Genomic DNA, 20,747 nt, shown 5'->3' on the forward strand with positions numbered 1-20,747 from the left:
GCCACCGGGCACCTCCCCCGGGCCCCACCGGCTCAGCGTCTCATCGGCTCATCGGCCAGGCGATCGAGTCGTGGTCCAGCTCGCTCTGCTCGGCACTGCCCGCATACCGTGCGCAGGCGTCGGTGAGCGTCTCCAGCAGCGTCAGCGGGTCGGGCAGCTCGTGCTCGGGGCCGCGCACCCAGTGGACATCGACCTCACCGGGGAGCCGGGCGGGCGGCAGGAGGACGTAGCTCCCCCGGCAGTGCCAGCGCAGGCCCGGATGGGCGTCCATGGTCTCGGGGTGGCAGTCCAGCTCGCAGGGCCACCACTCGTCCTCGTCCTCGGGGGTACCGCGGGTGGCGGTGAAGAAGAGCATCCGGTCGTCGCCGGACTGGGCGACCGGGCCGACGTCGATGCCCGCGGCGAGAAGGCGCTCCAGGGCGCTGCGGCCGGCGGTGAGCGGGACGTCCAGCACATCGTGGATCATGCCGGTCGCGGTGATGAAGTTGGCCAGGGGCTGGCCGCCGGCCCAGCGCTCGATCTGGGCACGGTCGGTGGTCGACTGCGTCTGCCAGGCGAAGGAGATGGGGTGCCGGGCGGGGGTGGGGCATCCGATGCGTTCGCAGGAACATCGGTAGCCCTGGGGATGGGCGGCGGGGGCGATGGGCATGCCCGCGTCGGCGACGGCCAGGAGCAGCTGCACTCTGGCCGTGTCGGCGGCCTCGGCTCCCTGTGGTTTGGAGCGTCGCCGCAACCACTGGGAGATCCTGCTCTCTGTGCCGCGATAGCGGCCGGAATCGGCGCCCATCTATCCCCTCACCTCAGCGTTGCCCCTCCATGGTCGCACCATCCTGCGCTTCGGGTGGCCAGAGTTCACCTACGGGGCCCCGTACCACTGCGCCGAGTGAGCACCATCACGCCCGATGTCACCACATAGCGGATATGGCTCACGGGCACCGGGTCAGCGGGACACCCCCAGCCCGCCCAGGGCGTAGTCGACGACCTCGTCGGCGTAGGCGTGGGTGAGCGGCAGGGTCCTGAGCAGCCAGCGGTGGAAGAGCGGGCCGATGAGCAGCTCCAGGGCGATCCGCGGATCGGCGTCGGCACGGAGCTGGCCGGCCTCCTGGGCGGCCCGGAGCCGTGTGACGTACAGCGCGAGCTGCGGGTCGAGCAGCTTCCCGATGAATTCGGCGCCCAGCTTCGCGTCCACGATGCCTTCGGCGGTCAGCGCGCGGGTGGGGCCGTCCAGCACCGGGTCGTTCAGCTCGTCGACAGTGGCCCGCAGGACCAGCTTGAGGTCTGCGGCCAGGTCGCCGGTGTCGGGAAGGCCCCGCGCGACGCCGCCGGGCTGGGCAGCGGCCTCCTCGGCGGCCCGGTCGGCCAGGTCCAGGAAGGCTTCCATCAGGACGGCCGCCTTGGAGGGCCACCAGCGGTAGATGGTCTGCTTCCCGACCCCGGCGCGGGCGGCGATACCCTCGACCGTCGTACGGGGATACCCCACCTCGCCGACGAGGGCGAGGGCGGCGTCGTAGATCGCCCGGCGGGAGCGGTCGCTGCGGCGGCTGGAGTCGGGGGACTTGGTGGGTGCCATACGGCCAATTTACCGCCGACGAGCCGATACGTATCGTCTTGTTGCGTTCACGATCCCGCTGGATGGCCGGAAGGCGGCCGCGGCCGGGCGGTCCGGTGAACCACCCGATCGGTTCACTGCGGATCGGGCGCGCACGGCGCACCATGGGCTCACGCGCGGACCGCGCGCATCCCACCGTTCCGCGGCCCCGGCCGCCGTTCGCGAGGAGCCCCAGTTGAACCGTGACGCCACCCCTCGTCGCTACCTGATGTGCGCGCCCACGCACTTCCGGGTCACCTACTCCATCAACCCGTGGATGGACCCGTCGAAACCCGTCGACCTGCCGCTGGCCCAGACCCAGTGGGAGGACCTGCGCGACCGCTACCGCGGTCTCGGCCACACCGTCGAGCTGCTCACACCCCGCCCCGACCTGCCGGACATGGTCTTCGCCGCCAACGGCGCCACGGTGATCGGCGGGCGGGTGCTCGGCGCCCTGTTCGCCTACCGGGAGCGGTTCGAGGAGGCCGGGGCCCACCGGGACTGGTTCCGGGCGCACGGCTTCACCGACGTCCATGAGCCGGAACACGTCAACGAGGGCGAGGGCGACTTCGCCGTCACGGACTCGTACCTGCTGGCCGGGCGCGGCTTCCGCGCCAGCCCGCTCTCGCACGCCGAGGCGCAGGAGTTCTTCGGACTGCCGGTGATCGGGCTGGATCTGGTGGACCCGCGCTACTACCACCTGGACACCGCACTGTGCGTCCTGGACGCGGCGGCCGACGAGATCATGTACTACCCGGACGCGTTCTCCCCCGGCAGCCGGGCCGTGCTGCGCCGGCTCTTCCCGGACGCGCTGCTCGCCAGGGAGGCGGACGCGGCCGCCTTTGGCCTCAACGCGGTCAGCGACGGGCGTCACGTGCTGCTGCCGCAGGGTGCGACGGGCCTGCTCGACCCGCTGCGGGAGAGGGGCTTCGAGCCGATTCCGATGGACCTGGGCGAGCTGCTGAAGGGCGGCGGCAGCGTGAAGTGCTGCACGCAGGAGCTGCGGGGCTAGGGAGGGCTAGGGAGTGTCCGGCGACGGCCAGGCGTCGCCCCAGGCGACGTCCCTGGCCGCCCGGTACAGCTCGCCGTGGCGCTTGGTGACCGTGGAGCGGGCCAGGCCCTCGTCCCGGGTGCACAGCTCCAGCAGGACCTGGCCCTTACGGATCTGCGGCTTGCGGGTGACCCGGGCGGGGGCCGGGTCGGCGGGGAAGCGGGTGGCGACGACGTAGCTGAACTTCTCGTCCTCGTGGCTCAGGGAGCCGCCCTTGACCTGCCGGTGCAGCGAGGAGCGGCTGACCCGGGCCGAGAAGTGGCACCAGTCGGTGCCGGGTGCGATCGGGCAGGCGTCGCTGTGCGGGCAGGGGGCCGCGATGCGCAGCCCGGCGGCGATCAGCCGGTCGCGGGCCTCGATGATCCGGGCGTAACCGTCGGGGGTGCCCGGCTCCACGATGACGACGGCCTGGCCGGCCGCGGCGGCCGCGTCGACCAGCTCGGTCCTGGCCTGGACGGTCAGCTCCTTGAGTACGTAGCTGACGGTGACCAGGTCCGCGGGCGCCAGCTCCAGCGCCGCACCGATCCTGGCCCGCTCCCACCGGGCCGCCCGCAGCCCAGGCACCCCGGACGCCTCGGCCAGTTCGCGGCCGAGCGCGAGGGCGGGCTCAGCCCAGTCAAGGACGGTGGTGGCCGGGCCGTCCCAGGCCCCGGCCACCGCCCAGCTCGCCGCGCCCGTGCCGCCGCCGACATCGGTGTGGGTGGCGGGCGCCCAGTCGGGCGCGGCCTCGACGAGGGCGTCGAGGGCGGAGCGTACGGCTTCGAAGGTGGCGGGCATCCGGTACGCGGCGTACGCGAGGACGTCGGAACGGTCCCGCAGGATCGGCGCGCTGGTCGGGGTCTCCCCGCGGTAGCTGGCGATCAGCCGGTCGACGGCCTGCGCGGCCTGCTTGGGTGGCAGCCCGTCGAGCAGTCCGGACAGCGCCGCCCGCAGGGACTGAGCGGTGGGGAGGGTGACGTTCACCGCCGAATTGTAGGCGCGGGGAGAGCGCCGGGCGTATTCGGGCCCGGCGGCTCCGCAACAGCCGCGGCACAGCCCTGGAACAGCCGCAGAACAGGGCGGGAAGTGAACTCCTCTTCGCGTTGGGCCTGTTGCTACGCTGACCGGCGCGAGATCGGCCTGGCCCCAGCGGCCATATCGAGGCGGCCATGGGCATGCGGCCATGGCCGGAGGACCTTGTCCAAGCGGCCTTGTTCAGCGGGGGAGCCGGGAAGCCATGAGACGGAAGATCGTACGGCTGGCCCTGGTCGGCGGGGTGGTCTTCCTCGCCCTGCTCCTGCTGCTCGCGACCTGCGGCGGGAGCCCCGGCGACGGGAAGGGCAAGGCGGGCGACGCGGCCACCGGCACGGCCAGGCCCGCGGCGGCGAGTGCCGGTCCGGTGACCCGGCTCACCGTTCCGCCGCAGTACACGACGGACCGGGGCTGGGAGATCATCGGCTCCTCCCCCGAGATCGCGGTCTCCCACGCGACGGGCCTGGTGGCCTATCTGGAGCGGTCCGCGGGGAACCGCTACCGGCTGCGCACGGTCGACACGGCGACCGGCAGGCCGGGCTGGCGCGGTCAGCCCTGGCGGCAGCCGGACCCGCTGCACTACCCGAGGATCGCCACCGTCACCCGGGGCGACCGGCAGTTCTTCGTGACCTGGTCGTACGGGAAGGTCGGCGACGGGATGTCACCGTCGAGCACCTTCCTCTCGCTCGATCTGTACGACGTCACGAACGGGTCCTGGCAGCGCGTGGAGGTGCCGTGGCAGGGCGCCCCGGACGTCAGCGCGAGCGGGCCCGACATCGTGATCAGCGACGGGAAGGCCAACAGTGTGCTGGTCGACCCGGTGACCGGCACGGTGTCGGAGCTGAGCGCGGACGAACTGAAGTACCCGAAGGGCTGCCCGGCCTGCAAGCAGCTGACCGAGGTGCACGGGCAGACCATCGGGGGGCTGCTGGTCGGCGGGGCCCGGGAGTTCTGGGTGCACGGCGGCTGGTTCAGCCGGAACGTGGCGCCCAAGGGCACCGACCGGACCAGCGGCGTCCCGACCTCGGTGACCTCGGACCTGGTGCTGGCGAAGTGGGCCCTGGCGAGGAAGGCGAAGCGGGCGGCGACCCACGAGCTGTGGGCGGTGCACGACGCGGTGACCGGCGAGGCGGTGGCCTCGGTGGAGTGCCACCGGCCCGCCATAAAACCGGGGCGCTATCCGCAGGCGGTGCTCTCCCCCTCGGGCGACTATCTGATCGCCGGGAACCTGGCCTTCGACCTGGCGGCGCAGCGGGGCCGCTGTTTCGAGGACGAGGGCGGCGTCGGCCATCTGACGCTGGCCACGGTGACGGACGACGGCATCGCCTACGGGGCCGAGAACGCGCGCGACGCGTCGGAGGCGCTGGCGGGCGGCGGGCTCCCGGTGTCGATGGACTTCGCGACCTGGACGACGGACCGGCTGGCCCGCAACGCGCGGCTGCCGGGCATCGAGACGACCGGGGTCGGGGTGTTCCGCTGGACGGACCGGCAGGAGCGCACGCACCTGATCGGCTACCCGCGCACCGACTGATCCCCCGCAGTCCCCCGGTGATCCCCTACAGTCCCCCGGCCTCGCGGTCCGTGCGCTGCCACGGGCGGCACAGCCCCAGGAAGCAGCCGACCGCGGCGAGGGCGCAGACCACCTGCACGAGGGCCATCGGGACGGCCGTGTCCTCCCCCGCGATGCCCACCAGCGGGGAGGCGATCGCGCCGATCAGGAACGAGGACGTGCCGAGCAGCGCGGAGGCGGAGCCCGCCGCGTGCTTGGTCCGCATCAGGGCCTGGGCGTTGGTGTTCGGCATCGCGAGGCCCATCGCCGACATCAGCACGAACAGCCCGGCCGCGACCGGTGCGAGCCCCACCTCGCCGAAGACGCCGGTCGTCATGAGCAGCAGCGCGACGGCGGCCAGCACGATGACCGCGAGACCGAGCCCGAGGACCTTGTCCAGGCGGAACCGGCCCACCAGCAGCTTGCCGTTGATCTGCCCGACGGCGATGAGCCCGATCGAGTTGAGCCCGAACAGCAGGCTGAAGGTCTGCGGGGACGCCCCGTAGATCTCCTGCACGACGAACGGGGAGGCGGAGATGTAGGCGAACAGGACGGCGAAGGCGAGTCCGCCCGCGATCATGTAGCCGGTGAAGACCCGGTCCGCGAGCAGCCCGCGCATGGTGCGCAGGGCCTCGCCGACCCCGCCGGTGTGGCGGCTGCCGGGCGGCAGCGTCTCGTGGAGCCATTTCCAGACGACGAGGGTGAGCACGATGCCGACGCCGGTGAGCACGACGAAGATGCCGCGCCAGTCGGTGACCCGCAGGACCTGCCCGCCGATCAGCGGGGCGATGATCGGGGCGGCGCCGGAGATCAGCATCAGGGTGGAGAAGAACCGGGCCATCTCCACGCCCTCGTAGAGGTCGCGCACCACCGCCCGGGCGATCACGATCCCGGCGGCGCCCGCGAGGCCCTGGAGCAGCCGGAAGCCGACGAGGAGCCCGGCGGTGGGCGCCAGCGCGCAGATCGCGGTGGCGATGACGTAGACGACCATGCCGAGGAGCAGCGGCCTGCGGCGGCCCCACCGGTCGCTCATCGGGCCGACGACGAGCTGCCCGAGCGCCATGCCCGCCAGGCACGCGGTCAGTGTGAGCTGGATGGTGGCGGCGGGGGCGTTCAGCGAGTCGGTGACGGCGGGGAGCGCCGGGAGGTACATGTCCATGGAGAGCGGCGGCAGCGCCGTGAGCCCTCCGAGGACCAGGGTGACCAGGAGCCCGGTGCGCCGGGCGGCCTTCGTCCGCTTCGGAGAGACGGGCGGAGCGCCTGCGCCGGGCTGTTCGCTCCGGGGGGTGGGTATGTGTTCTCGCTGGGACCGGCTGCCGCCGCTGTCCGGCATTCTCGTCTCCACATCGTTGAATCCGCATCTATGCTCTCAGCTCGGCCGGAGTGGTCGATACCTTTTCGTCGCGGCGGTGGGGACGGGCATGAGCGCGGACATGAACGTGGACATGAGCGGGACGGTGCGCTGGGGCGTGCTGGCGACAGGCGGCATAGCGGGGACGTTCACGGCGGACGTGCAGGGGCTGCCGGGCGCCGAGGTGGTGGCGGTCGCCTCGCGTACGGAGGCCTCGGCGCGGGCGTTCGCCGAGCGCCACGGGATCGGGCGGGCCTACGGAAGCTGGGCGGAGCTGGTCGCCGACGACACGGTGGACGTGGTGTACGTGGCCACCCCGCACTCGGCGCACCACGCGGCGGCCTCGCTCGCGCTGAGGGCGGGAAAGCACGTGCTGTGCGAGAAGGCGTTCACGCTCAACAGCCGGGAGGCGAAGGAGCTGGTCGCGCTCGCCCGGGAGCGCGGTCTCTTCCTGATGGAGGCCATGTGGACCTACCTCAACCCGGTGGTCCGCCGGCTGACCGAACTGGTCCGGGACGGGGCGATCGGCGAGATCCGCACCGTACAGGCGGACTTCGGCTTCGCGGGCGGCTTCGCCCCGGGCCACCGGCTGCGCGACCCGGACCTCGGCGGCGGGGCGCTGCTGGACCTCGGGGTCTACCCGGTGTCCTTCGCGCACCTGTTGCTGGGCGAGCCGGACCGGGTGCGGGCCGACGCGCTGCTCTCGCCCGAGGGCGTCGACCTGAACACGGGGATGCTGCTGGGCTGGGAGTCGGGCGCGACCGCGCTGCTCTCCTGCTCGATCGTCGGCCACCACCCGACGGCGGCCACCGTCATCGGCACGGCCGGCCGGATCGACGTTCCGCGCGACTTCTTCCACCCTGACCACTTCGTGCTGCACCGGCCGGGCCGGGAGCCGGAGACGGTCACCTCGGGGCCGGGCCCGCAGGGTCTGTCCGGCATGCAGTACGAGGCGGCCGAGGTGATGCGCGCGGTGCGGGCGGGCGAGAGCGAGTCCCCGCTCGTACCGCTGGAGGGTTCGCTCGCGGTGATGCGGACGCTCGACGCGGTACGGGACCGCATCGGCGTCCGCTACCCGGCGGACCGCTGACGCCTGCGCCGCGCTACACGGGCGTGAGCCCCGGGTTCCCCGCCTCGGTGACGAAGGAGGCCGCCGTGGCGAGCGGCGCTCCGGGGGTGGTGACGGCCGCCACCGTACGGAAGTCGGCGCGCGCCTCCTGCTCCGTGAGCGTGACCAGCGCGTAGCCGCGCCGCCCGTTGTAGTGCTTCATGTGCGGGTTGGCACGGGTCTGGTTGTCCCAGTTGGCGGGCCGGTCCGTACCGTCCTTGCCGCTGGAGATCGAGGTCGTGACGATCTCCGTGCCGACGGTGCGCGACGCGGGGTCCTCGAAGTCCTTCTTCAGGTCGAAGGCGTAGGAGACGTGGACGTCCCCGGTGAGGACCATGAGATTGTCGACCCCGGCGGCCTCGGCGCCGGCCAGCACCCGCTGCCGGGAGGCCGGGTAGCCGTCCCAGGAGTCCATCGAGAGCTTGTAGACGTCGGTGGGAACGTTGCGCCGCCGGGCGAAGGTGACCTGCTGCGGGACGACGTTCCAGGTGGCGTGCGAGGCGCGCCAGCCGTCGGTCAGCCAGCGTTCCTGGGCGGCCCCGGTCATCGTGCGCGCGGGGTCCTCGGACTCGGGGCCCGGGGTGCGCCACCCGTCGCCGTACGCCTGGTCGTCGCGGTACTGGCGGGTGTCGAGGATGTCGAACTGGGCGAGCCGTCCGAAGCGGAGGCGGCGGTAGAGCGTCATGTCGGGGCCGGTGGGGCGCTGCGGCGGGCGCAGCGGCTGGTTCTCCCAGTACGCGCGGTACGCGGCGGCCCGCCGGATCAGGAACTCCTCGGGCGGTACGTCGTTCTCGGGGATCTCGCCCGCGTAGTTGTTCTCGGTCTCGTGGTCGTCCCAGGTGACGACGAAGGGGTGGGCGGCGTGGGCGGCGCGCAGGTCCGGGTCGGACTTGTAGAGGGCGTAGCGCAGCCGGTAGTCCTCCAGTGTGGCCGTCTCGTGGTTGTAGTGGTCGGGGAGGCGGCGGTCGGTGTAGTTGCGGGCGCCGCCGGTGGCGTCGACGGCGTACTCGTAGAGGTAGTCGCCGAGGTGGAACACCACGTCGACGTCCTCGGCGGCGAGGTGGCGGTGGGCGGTGAAGTACCCGTGGTGGTAGGCCTGGCAGGAGACGGCGGCCAGGGTCAGGGAGGTGTTGCGGGCCCCGGTGGCGGGGGCGGTGCGGGTGCGGCCGGTGGGGCTGGTCCAGCCGCCGACACGGAAGCGGTAGTAGTAGACGCGGCCGGAGGCCAGGCCCCGGACGTCGGCGCGGACGCTGTGGGCGAACTCGGGGTGGGCGGTGAGCGTTCCGCGCCGCACGATCCGGCGGAAGCGCTCGTCGCGGGCCAGCTCCCAGCGCACCTCGACCCGGCCGCGGGGCAGGCCGCCGCCGGGCTCGTAGGGGCGGGGAGCCAGCCGGGTCCAGATCAGGACGGACGTGGGGTGCGGATCGCCGGAGGCGACGCCGAGGGTGAACGGGTCCTCGGCGATGCGGCGGGCATCGAGCTCGGCGGCGCTCGCGGTACCGGCGGCGGGGAGGTTCACCGCGAAGGCGAGCGCGGCGGCGGCTCCGGTGGCGGTGAGGAAGCGCCGACGGCCCAGGCCCGTGTGGGGTAACGCGGCGGCGGCAGCGCGGAGTTCGGCGGAATGACTGTGGGGGTCGGCGGTCCGGTGGTGACGGTCGGGCGCCATGCTGGTCTGTGCGGTTGACATATGCCCCTCCTGTGCCCGGATGCTGTCAGCCCATGGCAGCCCGGCGCGACGACGCGCCGTTGTCGCGTGCACAACATCCATATGGCGGGTCGATGAGCACCACGTGCCCCGTGCACCGACCTCTCCCGTACGCTCCCGGGCCATGAACACTGAGCAGACGGAACAGAGAGTCGCTGTCGTCACGGGTGCGGGTTCGGGGATCGGCCGGGCCGTCGCACTCGCCCTCGCGGGTGCGGGCTGGTCGCTCGCACTGGCCGGCCGGCGGGCGGAGCCGCTGGCGCAGACGGCGGCCGCGGCGGGGGCCCCCGAGGCCCTGTGCGTCACCACGGACGTCACCGACGCCGACGAGGTCGGCGCCCTCTTCGCCGCCGTACGGGAACGGTTCGGCCGGCTGGACCTGCTGTTCAACAACGCGGGCACCTTCGGTCCCGGCGGCGTCCCGCTGGAGGACCTCGCCGCCGAGGACTGGCGGGCGGTGGTCGACGTGAACCTGACGGGCGCGTTCCTGTGCGCACAGGCGGCGTACCGGCTGATGAAGGAGCAGGACCCGCAGGGCGGCCGGATCATCAACAACGGCTCGATCTCCGCGCACGCACCGCGCCCGCACTCGATCGCGTACACCGCGACCAAGCACGCGATGACCGGTCTGACGAAGTCGCTGTCGCTGGACGGCCGTCCGTACCGGATCGCCTGCGGACAGATCGACATCGGCAACGCGGCGACGGAGATGACCGAGCGGATGCAGACCGGCATCCTCCAGGCCAACGGGGAACTGGCGACGGAGCCGGTCATGGCGGCGGCCGATGTGGCACGGACGGTGCTGCACATGGCGGAACTGCCCCTGGAGGCCAACATCCCGTTCGTGACGGTCATGGCGACGAACATGCCGTACGTCGGACGGGGCTGAGCCCGGCCTGAGCCCGAGTTCGAGCCCCACCCTGACAAGCTCCGCACGGGCAAGGGCATCAAGAGCTGCCACTGACCGGCCGTAGCGCTGGGGCGGCGTACAGGGAATTCCCGGGGCGGCAGCGGAGTTGGGGTGGTGCATGACACGTGATTCCGCCTCTGCCGCCTCCACCCCCGAGATCCTGCGCTACACCGCCTTCTCCGCCGACCCGGAGGGCGGAAACCCCGCCGGCGTCGTTCTGGACGCCTCGGGTCTCGACGAGGAGCGGATGCTGGCCGTCGCGGCCGAACTGGGCTACAGCGAGTCGGCGTTCCTCACGGAGCGGACCGGCGAAGGCGCTTACACGATCCGCTACTTCAGCCCCAAGGCCGAGGTCCCCTTCTGCGGCCACGCCACGGTCGCCACCGCCATCGCCCTGGCGGAACGGGACGGTCCGGGCGCGCTGGAGTTCGCCACGGCCGCCGGTACGGTGCCGGTCAGCGTCGTCCGGGACGGCGGGGAGCTGCGCGCCACCCTGACCAGCGTGGCCCCCCATGTCACGGGGATCGACGCGGCGGACCTGACGGAGGCGCTGGCGGCGCTGGACTGGGCGGCCGCCGACCTCGACCCGGCCCTGCCACCCCGGATCGCCTACGCGGGGGCCCGGCATCTGGTGCTGGCCGCCGGGACCCGCGAGCGGCTCGCGGACCTGGACTACGACTTCGCGCGGCTCGAAGCGCTGATGCACCGGCTGGACCTGACGACCCTGCAACTGGTGTGGCGCGAGGGGCCGGACGTCTTCCACGTCCGGGACCCGTTCCCGGTGGGCGGGGTGGTGGAGGACCCGGCGACGGGCGCGGCGGCGGCCGCCTTCGGCGCGTACGCCCGCGAGCTGGGTCTCGTACCGGAGGCGGCCGTACTGGCCCTGCACCAGGGGACTGACATGGGCCGCCCCGGCACCCTCACCGTCGAGCTGCGGACGGGCGACGCCCGCATCCGGGTGAGCGGAACGGGCACCCGGATCGGCTGATCCGCGCGACGGGGGGGGCGGGGCCCCGGGTTCAGCCGGTGGCGTCCTTGGCCGGGGAGACATGGGCGAACCAGCGCTCGGTCTCCTCCGGTTCGAGGGCGCGCTCCAGCAGGACGTCTCCGCGCATGCCGGGGAAGAAACGGCCCGCGGGCCACTGCCGCCGGTACGACGGCTTGTCGAGCACCAGCAGGCGTACGCCGTCGACGACGGGGATGTCCGCCGGGGCGCCCTCGTTCCAGAGCCGGGCGCCGTCCGGCGCGGTCAGGTCGAAGGAGCCCACGGTATCCACCTGCCCCGGGGTCTCCCGGCAGACGGCGGCCTCCTGCGACGAGGGCGCGTGGCCCTCCACATGGCCGCCGCCTATGAGCGCGTCGGCGAGCAGGGTGTGCAGCTGGAAGTTGTCCCCGACGCCGGAGAACCGGAGCAGATAGCCGGTACCGCTCGCCCGGTGGAGGGCCACAAGCGGTTCGTCGTCCAGCACCAGGAGCGCGTAGGCGAGGCACTTGAACTCCGCCCCGGAGGCCCGCTCCACCGAGGTGAGCAGCCGCAGCAACTCACCCCGGACACCGGCCGCGTCGACCCGCACCACCGGGTGGTTCAGCATCGCGACGGCGGCCGTCTCCCACTGGTGCAGCGTCCACCAGCCGGCAGCCGCGTCCGCGCCCACCCGCTCGACGATGTCGTCACCGGGCGCGTCGCCGTCCGCCGCCGGGAACGCCCCGCCCCCGGTCGCCGCCCACGCGTCGGCGAACGCCACGGCCTGCTCCAGCGCCTCCCGCAGCCCGGCCAGCACCCCCGGCGCGCAGCGCCCGGCATCCGCGCCACGTTCGACGCAGGCCCCGACGAGGACGGCGACGACGGCACGGGGCCCGGGCGGGACCTGCTCCAGTACGCCGGCGAGCCGCGGCCCGCCGTCCAGCAGGTCCGCCTCCTTGGCCTGCCCGAAGGTCTCCTGCAACCGGACGAACGCCTTGCCGGACCGTTTCGCGTCCTGGGCCACCACGGCGGCCTCGAAGTCCGCGACCGCGCCCCCGAAGCCGGTCTTACCGAATATCATTCCTTCACTTTATCGACGCTGTGTCGGGCCCCGTGAAGCCGGTCGCGATCCACTGGGCCGGGGGCGGCCCGGGGCTCCCCGTGGGCGGGCCGAGGGGCGGGCCGGGGGGCGGAACCGCGCCGATCGCGGGAGGATGCGGGCATGGCTGACCGCAAGCCTGATGTGACGCCCGAGCCCGACGCCGATGTGTCGGGCCCGGGATTCGGTGCAGGGGCCGGCGTGGGGCCCCGTGCAGGGCCCGGGGCCTATGCGGCGGCCGGGGTGAGACCCAGAGCCGATGCGGCGGCCGGGGTGGGGCCCGGCGCGGGGACCGGGGCTGCGCCTGGGGACGAAGCGGGGGCCGGCATTGACCCCAGGGCCGCCCCGGCGGCCGACGCCCGCCCCGGGGCCGAAGCAGGGCCCGGCCCTGGCTCGGATGCCGACTCCCCGCCCGGTCCTGAGCCGCTGACCGTACCGAGCATGTCCGCGGGCCCCGACTTCGTTCTGCGCCCCTGGGAGATGAGCGACCTCCCTCTGATCCGCGAGGCCGCGCAGGACCCGTACATCCCGCTCATCACCACCATCCCGTCCCGCTACTCGGTCCAGGCGGCCGAGGCGTTCGTCCGCAGGCAGTGGGAGCGGGCGGCCACCGGTGCCGGGTACCCGTTCGCCATCGTCCGCTCGCGGGACCGGCGCCCGGTCGGCGCGATCGGGCTCTGGCTGCGGGACCTGCCCGAGGGCCGCGCCTCGCTCGGCTACTGGCTGACCGCCTCCGCCCGCGGCCAGGGGGTCGCCCGCGCGGCGCTGCGTACGGTGACGGGCTGGGCCCTGCACGATCTCGGCGTCCCCCGCCTCCAGCTCTTCATCGAACCGTGGAACACCGCCTCCGCCCGGATCGCCGAGGACGTCGGCTTCCGGCGCGAAGGGCTGCTGCACGGCTGGCAGCAGGTGGGCGACCGGCGCCGCGACATGGCCGTGTACGCGTTGCTGAACACCGACGGGCCCGCAGATGGCCGGGCGGCGACCACGAACTGAACAGCGAGACGTTACGATCGCGGGCACCGCTGCCGACCAGCAACCGACGACCGGCAGCCGAGCCCAGGAGTACCGATCTTGTCCGCACCACGCATCGGCGTATCCATCGTGACCATGGGGGACCGCCCGCAGGCGGTCGAGGCGCTGCTCGCGTCGGTCGCGATGCAGGACGTCAGGCCCACCCGGCTCGTGATCATCGGCAACGGTGCGGCGCTCCCGGACTTCACCGCGTTCCCCGGCCTGGAGAACCTCGACGGCGGGGTGACCACCATCGAGCTGCCCGAGAACCTGGGCTGCCCCGGCGGCCGGAACGAGGGGCTGCGCAGGCTGGCCGAGATCGGTGACGTGGACGTGGTGATCGAGCTGGACGACGACGGGCTCCTGGTCGACAAGGACGTCTTCCGCCGGGTCCGGGACCACTTCGCCGCCGACGACCGGCTCGGCATCGTCGGCTTCCGGATCGCCGACGAGCACGGCGAGACCCAGCGCCGGCACGTGCCCCGGCTGCGGGCGGGCGACCCGATGCGCGGCGGCCCGGTGACGGCCTTCCTCGGCGGCGGCCACGCGTTCTCGATGAAGATGCTGGAACAGACGGGCCTGTGGCCCGCGGAGTTCTTCTTCACCCACGAGGAGACGGACCTCGCCTGGCGCGCGCTGAACGCCGGCTGGAAGGTGATCTACGAGCCGGAGCTGCTGCTCCAGCACCCGAAGACCTCCCCGGCCCGGCACGCGGTGTACTACCGGATGACGGCCCGCAACCGCGTCTGGCTGGCCCGCCGCAACCTCCCTCTCCCCCTGGTCCCCGCCTACCTCGGCACCTGGACCCTGCTCACCCTGGCCCGCACCCGCGACCCGAAGGGCCTGCGCGCCTGGGCGGGCGGCTTCGCGGAGGGCGTCCGCACGCCGTGCGGGGAGCGGCGCCCGATGCGCTGGTCGACGGTGTGGCGGATGACACGACTGGGCCGCCCGCCGGTCATCTGACCCGGTCCTCAGGGGCCGGATCTACGGGGTCCAGCGATACAGCACGTCCGGCTCGCCCTCCTCGTTCCGGCTGCCGTCGTCGAACGCGACGGCGGTGAACCCGTGCCGTTCGTAGAAGGCGCGGGCGGCGGCGTTGCGCTGGAACACGTACAGACCGAGCGCCCCGTCCACGGCCCCGCGCACCTCGCTCAGCAACCGGCTCCCGATCCCGCGCCGCAGCGCGTCGGGCCGCAGGTAGAGGTGATCGAGCTCGTCGTCCCCGGCGAGCACGGCGAACCCGAGGACCTCACCGCCCGCCTCGCCCTCCGCCACCCACACCGCGGTACTGGTGGGCAGGACGACATGGGTGATCCACGCCCGGGTGTCCTCGTCGCTGTGGACCCGGGGCAGATACGGCATGGCGGCGGCCCGGGAGGCGAGGAAGACCTGGGTGACGGCCTCCGCGTCCCGGGCCGTCGCCCGGCGTATCCGTACCGCGTCCGATGCCGTACGTCCGCCCGCGTACACGTTCTCCGTCACCCGCATCACTCCCTGTTCCGGGCCCCTTGAGTCCCCACCCGGACGGTTGGGGAACAATGGCCGCGGACAGCCGACCACACAAAGGGGTCGGCGCGCAGGTGAAATACCGGTGCGGCGAGAGGGCCGGGGACCACGCCGGGAAGCACAGGGGGGAAATCGCGATGAGCTGGTTCTGGTGGATTCTCATCTTCTTCTGGGTCGGCGGCTTCGCCTGGACCCAGGACACCGTCCGCAAGGCCCTGCGCAAGCGGCACAAGCGGAAGCTGGCACTGCTGAAGGCGACGACGCAGAGGCAGCTCGCGATCGAGGCCGCGCACAAGCCTCCGGAGCCGGTGTGCGGCTGCACCCACCACCTCGCCAAGCACGACAAGCGGGGCCGGTGCCACGAGCGGGTCGAGGTGCCGACGGCCTGGGACGAGAAGAAGAAGCCGCTTCACTACGAGGCCGGGCAGTGCAACTGCCAGCAGTACGTGGGCCCGCAGCCGCTCTCACAGGTGTACGCGGAGGAACTGACGGACCGCTGGCCGACCGGGCCGACGACGACGGAAGAGCCTCCGACCAGGTGAGACACCTTGCCGAAGGCCCTTGTCGGAGGGGCGGCAGACGAGTCGTGCTGTACGCCGGGGACTGTCGGCGTAACGCTCCTACCGGCACAAACGTGCAGGGGTGGTGCTTCCGTGGCTACTTTGATGGCTACGCAACAAGATGTCCCCGCCCGGATCGGCCCGAACGGGGACGTCGCCGCTCCTGAGATCAGACGGTCCCCTCGATGCGTTCGAAAATGTCCGCGTCCGTCTCCCGCTGCCAGACCGGCAGGTCAGACCAGTCGGCAACATATCCGGGCTTCGGGTCTTCGAAGTTCCTGAACATCTGGGCGGTCCAGCAGATCGCGACGAATCGGCCCTTCTGCTCGCGGGTGAGCCGGGCCGCATGCCCGCCGCTGACCTCGATGAAGTCGCGCACCTGCCCGTACACGGCGGTGGCGGCTTCGCGCTCCCACGCGGGCGTCTCGTCCCACGGCGTGACGTAGCCAGGCTTGGGCTCGCCGGGATAGTGCTTGTTCACACCGTCGATCCACGCCTCGCGGAAGATCCGGCCGTCATTCATGCGCGTGTCCCTCTCATCATGCGGTGCGCGGAAGCGCCGCGATTCGGTGATCAAGAGTCGAGACTCGGTCATCGGACACGAGCGGGGCAAGACGCCCCCGAAGCCCGTCCAGCTTCTTGCGGATGAATCCCGAATTCGACCGGTCGGCCAATCCGAGTGCTTGCTCCGCGTAGTGCACGACCTGGCCGATGTCCCGCCTGTGCGCTCCGAGCACGGCGAGGTCGCTCAGAACAGCAGCGCGGCGACGCAGGGACAGAGGCTGGGCAAGGGCTGTGGTGAGCGCTTCCTCGGCGAGATCAGGGCGGCCCAGTTGGAGGTAGCAGGCCCCTCTCTCCTCCGCCAGGCGGGAGCCGTCGAAGCGGAGCCAGCCGCCGTTGTGGGAATGAGCGCCGTCGAGGGCGTGGACTTTCTCGGCTTCGTCCAGAGCCCGGTTGCACGCGTCGAGATCGCCCACGGCCGCGTACGCCTGCGCCTGGACGGCCGCGACCCAGTGACGGGTGGAGAGAGTGCCGTCGCCCCTTCGGGCGATGCGAAAAGCTGCCGCGAGCAGGGGTTGGGCAGCGTGCGCGCGGCGCGCGTACAGCTCGACATACGCGTGGCGGGTCATGGCACAGGCCCACAGGTCGTGGTCGCCACCGGCGTAGGCCGCGTTGGCGGCCAGTGTGTAGCACTGCGCGGCGTCGGTGTACCGGTTGGCGTCGAAGAACAGCTCGCCGACGAGCTGGTAGAGGTCGGCCGTCATCCGACACAATCGGGACCGATCCACAGCAGTACGGGTCTCGGTCAGTCCCTTCGCCATCACATCGAGCTGTGCGCGCGCCGCAGGGAAGACGACCTGCTTGGCGTCCGATAGCACGTACACCTGCCAGAGGCTGCGGTGCAGGTCGTCCCCTGTCTCCAAGAGCGTCGAAGCTGCCCGCCCTCGGGCGGCCTCACCGGGATCAGGAAGAGCGACCAGCGCACCCGTAACGGCGAGCAGACCCAGGACTTCGCGGCGCTTCATGTCGTCATCATCACCGTGGAGGAGGGGTGGAGCAGCGGCGAGCCCGGCTGTCTCGGCCGACTGTTCGTCGGAGAGAAGGGTTTCCAGCTCGGGGAGGGTCACTCCCAACAGCCCTGCGATCTTCGGCCGTTGGTGGGGACGCGGGGTGGCACGACCACTTTCCCAACGGACCACGGTGGACGTGGCCACCGAAAGCGCTTCTGCGAATTCCTCCTGAGAGTAACCCCGGGCCGCGCGCCGTTCCGCAAAGTGCTTCCGTCTCGACGTCATAGGTCTCCCCTCACGAGAACCCTTTCACGCACTCATGCCCGCCACGCGCCAACGCCTGGAAAACGCCCGGATATTGCGCGAGGTCCACTCTGGGAGAAGGTAACGGATCGTCGTTCACTGGTCACACGCCGCTCGGAGGTCGAAGGCCCTCCGGGCGGCTCCCCACGGAGAGGAGCGACCTCGTGACAACCTCCGGACTGCCCCGCAGGAACCCTGGCGCCGGTGGCCGTACGTACACGCTGCCGGAGCCCCGGCCGGGTGCGCCGAGCCGGGCTCTGCGGGAACGGGCGGCCAGCGGTTGGGAGAGGTTCATGCGCCGCGTCGGGGCCCGGCAGGAGCCGGAGGAGTGAACCCGGCCGGTTCCGACGGCTACGAGCACCAGAACATCCAGGCTGCTCGCCCCTGAGCCGCTGCCCGCAGGTCGCCGTCCGCGCCCCCTGGCGCAGACGGATACGCGCACCACACCCTTCACCCCAAGGAGTCTCATGACCACCTCTGTCGCACTCCCCTCCCCAACGCGGCCGTGGGGTGCGGGCCGACTCGCGCCCTACCCGACGGTCACCCGCCGACCCCACGCAACGGTCGCCATCGACCCCACGACACAACTCGGAGTGTTCCGCGACCGTGCCGGGCAGGTGGTCGAGATGGGCAAACACGGCACCAGCTCCGGCACCGAGACCTCCACGACGACGAACTCGGACTCCCGGAACGACCAGGGTCACGATCAGGACAGCAATCAGGACTGATGACCATGACCGAGGAGAGGCCTGTTCTGGTGGCCACCGAGGCGGACGACATCACCGCCGACATGGTGATCACCGAACTCAACCGGCGCGATGTGCCGGTGGTCCGGTTCAACCCCGCCGACATCGGCGAAAACCTCACGGTCTCGGCTCGGCTCGGCACCTGCCCGGCCCCGATGGTCGGGCAGGTGCGCACCCCGTCGAGAACCGCTGATGTGACCCAGGTCCGGTCGGTGTACTGGCGCCGCCCGGAATGGCCCACGTTTCCCCACCTGTCCGCTGACGACTCACGGTTCGCGACGGCGCAGGTCCGCTACGGACTCGGCGGCACCCTCTACGCCTTGGGCGGCCCGCTCTGGGTCAACCACCCCCTGCGCGTTGCCGCAGCCGACTACAAACCCGCGCAGCTCGTTCTCGCCCAGCAACTCGGCTTCACCATCCCGCCCACCCTTGTCACCAACGACCCGGACGAGGCCCGCGAGTTCGTCCACTCTCAGGGGCAGGCGATCTTCAAGACGCTGCGATGGACCCCCTACACGCGTGACAGCGTGCCGGTGACGGGATGGGCTGCCCCCGTCGCCCCCGAGGAGATCGACGACAGCGTTCGGGTGGCGCCCCATCTGTTCCAGGCCCGCGTGGACAAGGTCGCCGACGTTCGCGTACTCCTCGTAGGCCGGCATACGTTCGCCGTACGCATCGACTCCGACCTCCTCGACTGGCGCAAGGACTACAGCGCCCTGACCTACACCGTGGAGCACCTTCCCGACCGGGTGACCGAGGGACTGCACGCCTACCTGGGCCGGCTGGATCTGGTCTCGGGAAGCTTCGACCTCGCGGTCGACCGCACCGGGGACTACTGGTGGCTGGAACTGAATCCCAACGGACAGTGGGGGTGGCTGGAGGCCGAGACCGGCCTCCCGATGTCCGCTGCCTTCGCCGACCTACTCGCACAGGGAGACCGTCGATGACCGACCCTGCATCCGAGCGACGCCGCATGGCGGCCGTGCTCGTGAACGAAGGCGCCCTGAAGTCCCTCTGGCTGCGTGCGGCCGTCGAGACCGTCTCCCGCGAGCGGTTCCTGCACCCGGGAGTGTTCCTGGACGAGGGGCGGACCTGGCGGCCCGTCACCGCCGCCGACACGGATCCGGACGACTGGCTGAAGATCGCATACAGCGTCGACACCCTCACCACCCAGCTCGACGGCCACCTGACCGCCGACCAGGCCGGTGAACCGGTCGTGGGCGTGCCCACGTCCTCCTCGACCGACCCGGTCACCGTCGTCGGCATGATCGAGGCCCTGGACCTCATGGTGGGTCACCGTGTCCTGGAGATCGGTACGGGCACCGGCTACTCCACAGCCCTGATGTGCCACTACCTCGGTGAGGACAACGTCACCACGGTCGAGGTGGACACGCAGGTGGCCACCCGGGCCGATGTCGCTCTCGAAGCCGCCGGCTTCTCGACGTGGACGGTGACGGGCGACGGCCTCCTCGGCCACCCGTACCGGGCACCGTACGACCGGGTCATCGCCACCTGCGCAGTCCGCCGCATCCCGTACGCGTGGATCAGGCAGACGAGACCCGGAGGCGTTGTCCTCGGCACGGTCGGCTCGTGGCCGTGGGGGACCGGCCTCGCGAAACTGGCCGTCGGCGATGACGGCACCGCCGAGGGCTCGATCGTCGGGCGTTCCTCCTTCATGCAGGCGCGGGCCCAGGCAGTGGCCCCCGTGGCCGGAGATCTCTCCGCCCGGACCGCGTACGCGGACAGTGAGCGGCCCGCTCTGCTGTCCCCTCTGGTCCTTGAGGAATGGATGCCCGCCTTCCTGGCACAGCTGGCCGCGCCCGGCGCTCAGTTCGTCCGCGCGACGGGCGGTGACGGGTCGCCCATGCTGTACCTGTTCGATCCGGAGAAGGAGTCGTTCGCCGAGTTCCTCGCCGACGGCGAGAGCTGGACCGTTCGCCAGGGCGGCCCGGTGGCCCTGTGGGACGACGTGGAGCGTTTCTCGTCGTCTGGCAGGACGCCGGGGCGCCGGGGATCGACTCCGTACGGCTCCGTGTGACGCCCGCGTCCCACCGGTACTGGATCGACCAGGTCCCCTCCCTGCGCTGGGAGCACCGCATCGCCTGACCCACTACGCTCCGGACATGGACGACGAACCGCTCTCCCAGTGGGCCGAGCGTCGCGACGCGAGGATCGGGCAGCTCCGCGCCGTACCCCTCGTGACCGGCGACGGCCCGAGAGCTTCGCATCTGAACCCCGATGCGCCCCGTGCGATCCAGCGGTGGAACGGCCATCTGTGGGAGGCGCACGGCTTCGCGGCGAACCTCGCGGAAGCACGGCGCATCCTGTTTCCCCACGCCGAGGCTGCCGCCACTCCTGAGGCGTCACCGAAGCTCGGTCCCGGGACCGGCAAACACCGGAAGCCTCCGACGCCCTCATGACTCTGCTGGAGTCCCGGCCCGTGCCATGTATCTGAAACCGGCTCCCACCCGGTGGACCACCTGCGGCACACTGGCGTCCGTGAGCAACGAGACATCCGATGACCTGTGGCACAGCCGGTGTACTTGACGTGGCTGGCCCGCGACACTCGCTACGCTCTGGCAGCCTTGGACGCCCTGATCGGATGCGCAGACCACTCCGGTCCCGCCAGCCGCCTGGGTCTGCTTCGAGGGCTTCCTTTCCTTCCTCGGAAAGGTCTCCCGGACTCTGTGGCCCGGGAACCGACGAGGGCCTGGCTTGACGAGCGGAATTCAACCGCCCCCGGGACAGCAACGGGAGATGCCGAGGCGTAG

19 protein-coding genes and 2 pseudogenes are annotated in these 20,747 nt (G+C 71.9%); 12 read left to right on the forward strand and 9 right to left on the reverse strand.

Annotation, left to right across the window (positions count from 1 at the left end):
• Nucleotides 1-40 precede the first annotated feature (40 nt).
• Together RI138_RS07740 and RI138_RS07745 are read right to left on the reverse strand one after the other, a co-directional pair.
• Nucleotides 41-787: a bifunctional DNA primase/polymerase gene (locus tag RI138_RS07740; protein WP_311119312.1), complete on the reverse strand. Its 747-nt coding sequence runs from the start codon at nucleotides 785-787 to the stop codon at nucleotides 41-43.
• Between the two features lie 153 nt (nucleotides 788-940).
• Nucleotides 941-1,570 carry a TetR/AcrR family transcriptional regulator gene (locus RI138_RS07745; RefSeq protein WP_311119313.1) on the reverse strand — a complete coding sequence of 210 codons (630 nt, stop codon included), beginning with the start codon at nucleotides 1,568-1,570 and terminating at the stop codon, nucleotides 941-943.
• Nucleotides 1,571-1,763: 193 nt separating this feature from the next.
• Here RI138_RS07745 and ddaH point away from each other — a divergent pair.
• A pseudogene (ddaH, locus tag RI138_RS07750) lies at nucleotides 1,764-2,600 on the forward strand (dimethylargininase); the annotation flags it as partial.
• Nucleotides 2,601-2,606: 6 nt separating this feature from the next.
• On the opposite strand, the gene RI138_RS07755 reads toward ddaH, so the two are convergent.
• Nucleotides 2,607-3,602 carry a small ribosomal subunit Rsm22 family protein gene (locus RI138_RS07755; protein WP_311119315.1) on the reverse strand — a complete coding sequence of 332 codons (996 nt, stop codon included), beginning with the start codon at nucleotides 3,600-3,602 and terminating at the stop codon, nucleotides 2,607-2,609.
• 253 nt (nucleotides 3,603-3,855) lie between these two features.
• Between RI138_RS07755 and RI138_RS07760 the strand changes: the two genes are divergently transcribed.
• Entirely contained in the window at nucleotides 3,856-5,181 is a 1,326-nt protein-coding gene (locus RI138_RS07760; protein WP_311119316.1) for a hypothetical protein, read from the forward strand.
• 25 nt (nucleotides 5,182-5,206) lie between these two features.
• On the opposite strand, the gene RI138_RS07765 is transcribed toward RI138_RS07760, so the two are convergent.
• Entirely contained in the window at nucleotides 5,207-6,532 is a 1,326-nt protein-coding gene (locus RI138_RS07765) for a multidrug effflux MFS transporter (protein WP_311119317.1), read from the reverse strand.
• A 112-nt stretch (nucleotides 6,533-6,644) separates the two neighbouring features.
• Here RI138_RS07765 and RI138_RS07770 point away from each other — a divergent pair, with 112 nt between their 5' ends.
• Complete coding sequence (locus RI138_RS07770) at nucleotides 6,645-7,640, forward strand: Gfo/Idh/MocA family protein (RefSeq protein WP_311122818.1); 996 nt, start codon at nucleotides 6,645-6,647, stop codon at nucleotides 7,638-7,640.
• 13 nt (nucleotides 7,641-7,653) lie between these two features.
• Here RI138_RS07770 and RI138_RS07775 read toward each other — a convergent pair whose 3' ends face one another.
• Nucleotides 7,654-9,345 carry an alkaline phosphatase D family protein gene (locus tag RI138_RS07775; protein ID WP_311119318.1) on the reverse strand — a complete coding sequence of 564 codons (1,692 nt, stop codon included), beginning with the start codon at nucleotides 9,343-9,345 and terminating at the stop codon, nucleotides 7,654-7,656.
• Nucleotides 9,346-9,487: 142 nt separating this feature from the next.
• On the opposite strand from RI138_RS07775, the gene RI138_RS07780 reads away from it, so the two are divergent.
• Nucleotides 9,488-10,252, forward strand: coding sequence for an SDR family oxidoreductase (locus tag RI138_RS07780; RefSeq protein WP_096627588.1), 765 nt, complete (start codon nucleotides 9,488-9,490; stop codon nucleotides 10,250-10,252).
• Nucleotides 10,253-10,391: 139 nt separating this feature from the next.
• Nucleotides 10,392-11,261, forward strand: a complete 870-nt coding sequence (locus RI138_RS07785) for a PhzF family phenazine biosynthesis protein (RefSeq protein ID WP_311119319.1) — start codon at nucleotides 10,392-10,394, stop codon at nucleotides 11,259-11,261.
• A gap of 31 nt (nucleotides 11,262-11,292) precedes the next feature.
• Here the strand turns inward: RI138_RS07785 and RI138_RS07790 are convergent, their stop codons facing one another.
• The gene (locus RI138_RS07790; RefSeq protein WP_311119320.1) at nucleotides 11,293-12,318 is read right to left on the reverse strand and encodes a hypothetical protein; all 1,026 of its coding nucleotides are present in this window, start codon (nucleotides 12,316-12,318) and stop codon (nucleotides 11,293-11,295) included.
• Between the two features lie 459 nt (nucleotides 12,319-12,777).
• Between RI138_RS07790 and RI138_RS07795 the strand changes: the two genes are divergently transcribed.
• Nucleotides 12,778-13,332, forward strand: a complete 555-nt coding sequence (locus tag RI138_RS07795; RefSeq protein WP_311119321.1) for a GNAT family N-acetyltransferase — start codon at nucleotides 12,778-12,780, stop codon at nucleotides 13,330-13,332.
• A 78-nt stretch (nucleotides 13,333-13,410) separates the two neighbouring features.
• Nucleotides 13,411-14,313, forward strand: a complete 903-nt coding sequence (locus RI138_RS07800) for a glycosyltransferase family 2 protein (RefSeq protein WP_311119322.1) — start codon at nucleotides 13,411-13,413, stop codon at nucleotides 14,311-14,313.
• Nucleotides 14,314-14,334: 21 nt separating this feature from the next.
• Here the strand turns inward: RI138_RS07800 and RI138_RS07805 are convergent, their stop codons facing one another.
• Nucleotides 14,335-14,838: a GNAT family N-acetyltransferase gene (locus RI138_RS07805; protein WP_311119323.1), complete on the reverse strand. Its 504-nt coding sequence runs from the start codon at nucleotides 14,836-14,838 to the stop codon at nucleotides 14,335-14,337.
• A 155-nt stretch (nucleotides 14,839-14,993) separates the two neighbouring features.
• Here RI138_RS07805 and RI138_RS07810 point away from each other — a divergent pair, with 155 nt between their 5' ends.
• Nucleotides 14,994-15,398, forward strand: a complete 405-nt coding sequence (locus RI138_RS07810) for a hypothetical protein (protein WP_311119324.1) — start codon at nucleotides 14,994-14,996, stop codon at nucleotides 15,396-15,398.
• Nucleotides 15,399-15,585: 187 nt separating this feature from the next.
• Here the strand turns inward: RI138_RS07810 and RI138_RS07815 are convergent, their stop codons facing one another.
• Together RI138_RS07815 and RI138_RS07820 are read right to left on the reverse strand one after the other, a co-directional pair.
• Nucleotides 15,586-15,939 carry a hypothetical protein gene (locus RI138_RS07815; protein WP_311122819.1) on the reverse strand — a complete coding sequence of 118 codons (354 nt, stop codon included), beginning with the start codon at nucleotides 15,937-15,939 and terminating at the stop codon, nucleotides 15,586-15,588.
• 16 nt (nucleotides 15,940-15,955) lie between these two features.
• On the reverse strand, nucleotides 15,956-17,212 hold the full coding sequence (locus RI138_RS07820; RefSeq protein WP_311119325.1) for a helix-turn-helix domain-containing protein: 1,257 nt from the start codon (nucleotides 17,210-17,212) through the stop codon (nucleotides 15,956-15,958).
• A gap of 485 nt (nucleotides 17,213-17,697) precedes the next feature.
• On the opposite strand from RI138_RS07820, the gene tgmA reads away from it, so the two are divergent.
• From tgmA to RI138_RS07840, 4 genes and pseudogenes are all read left to right on the forward strand, one after another.
• On the forward strand, nucleotides 17,698-17,958 hold the full coding sequence (tgmA, locus tag RI138_RS07825) for a putative ATP-grasp-modified RiPP (protein WP_311119326.1): 261 nt from the start codon (nucleotides 17,698-17,700) through the stop codon (nucleotides 17,956-17,958).
• 5 nt (nucleotides 17,959-17,963) lie between these two features.
• Nucleotides 17,964-18,923, forward strand: coding sequence for an ATP-grasp ribosomal peptide maturase (tgmB, locus tag RI138_RS07830; protein WP_311119327.1), 960 nt, complete (start codon nucleotides 17,964-17,966; stop codon nucleotides 18,921-18,923).
• Nucleotides 18,920-20,082, forward strand: a pseudogene (tgmC, locus tag RI138_RS07835) (ATP-grasp peptide maturase system methyltransferase). Before tgmB ends, tgmC begins: the two are co-directional and overlap by 4 nt.
• A gap of 17 nt (nucleotides 20,083-20,099) precedes the next feature.
• On the forward strand, nucleotides 20,100-20,396 hold the full coding sequence (locus RI138_RS07840) for a DUF6087 family protein (protein ID WP_311119328.1): 297 nt from the start codon (nucleotides 20,100-20,102) through the stop codon (nucleotides 20,394-20,396).
• Nucleotides 20,397-20,747 lie beyond the last annotated feature (351 nt).

The organism is Streptomyces durocortorensis (assembly GCF_031760065.1).
GTDB lineage: Bacteria > Actinomycetota > Actinomycetes > Streptomycetales > Streptomycetaceae > Streptomyces.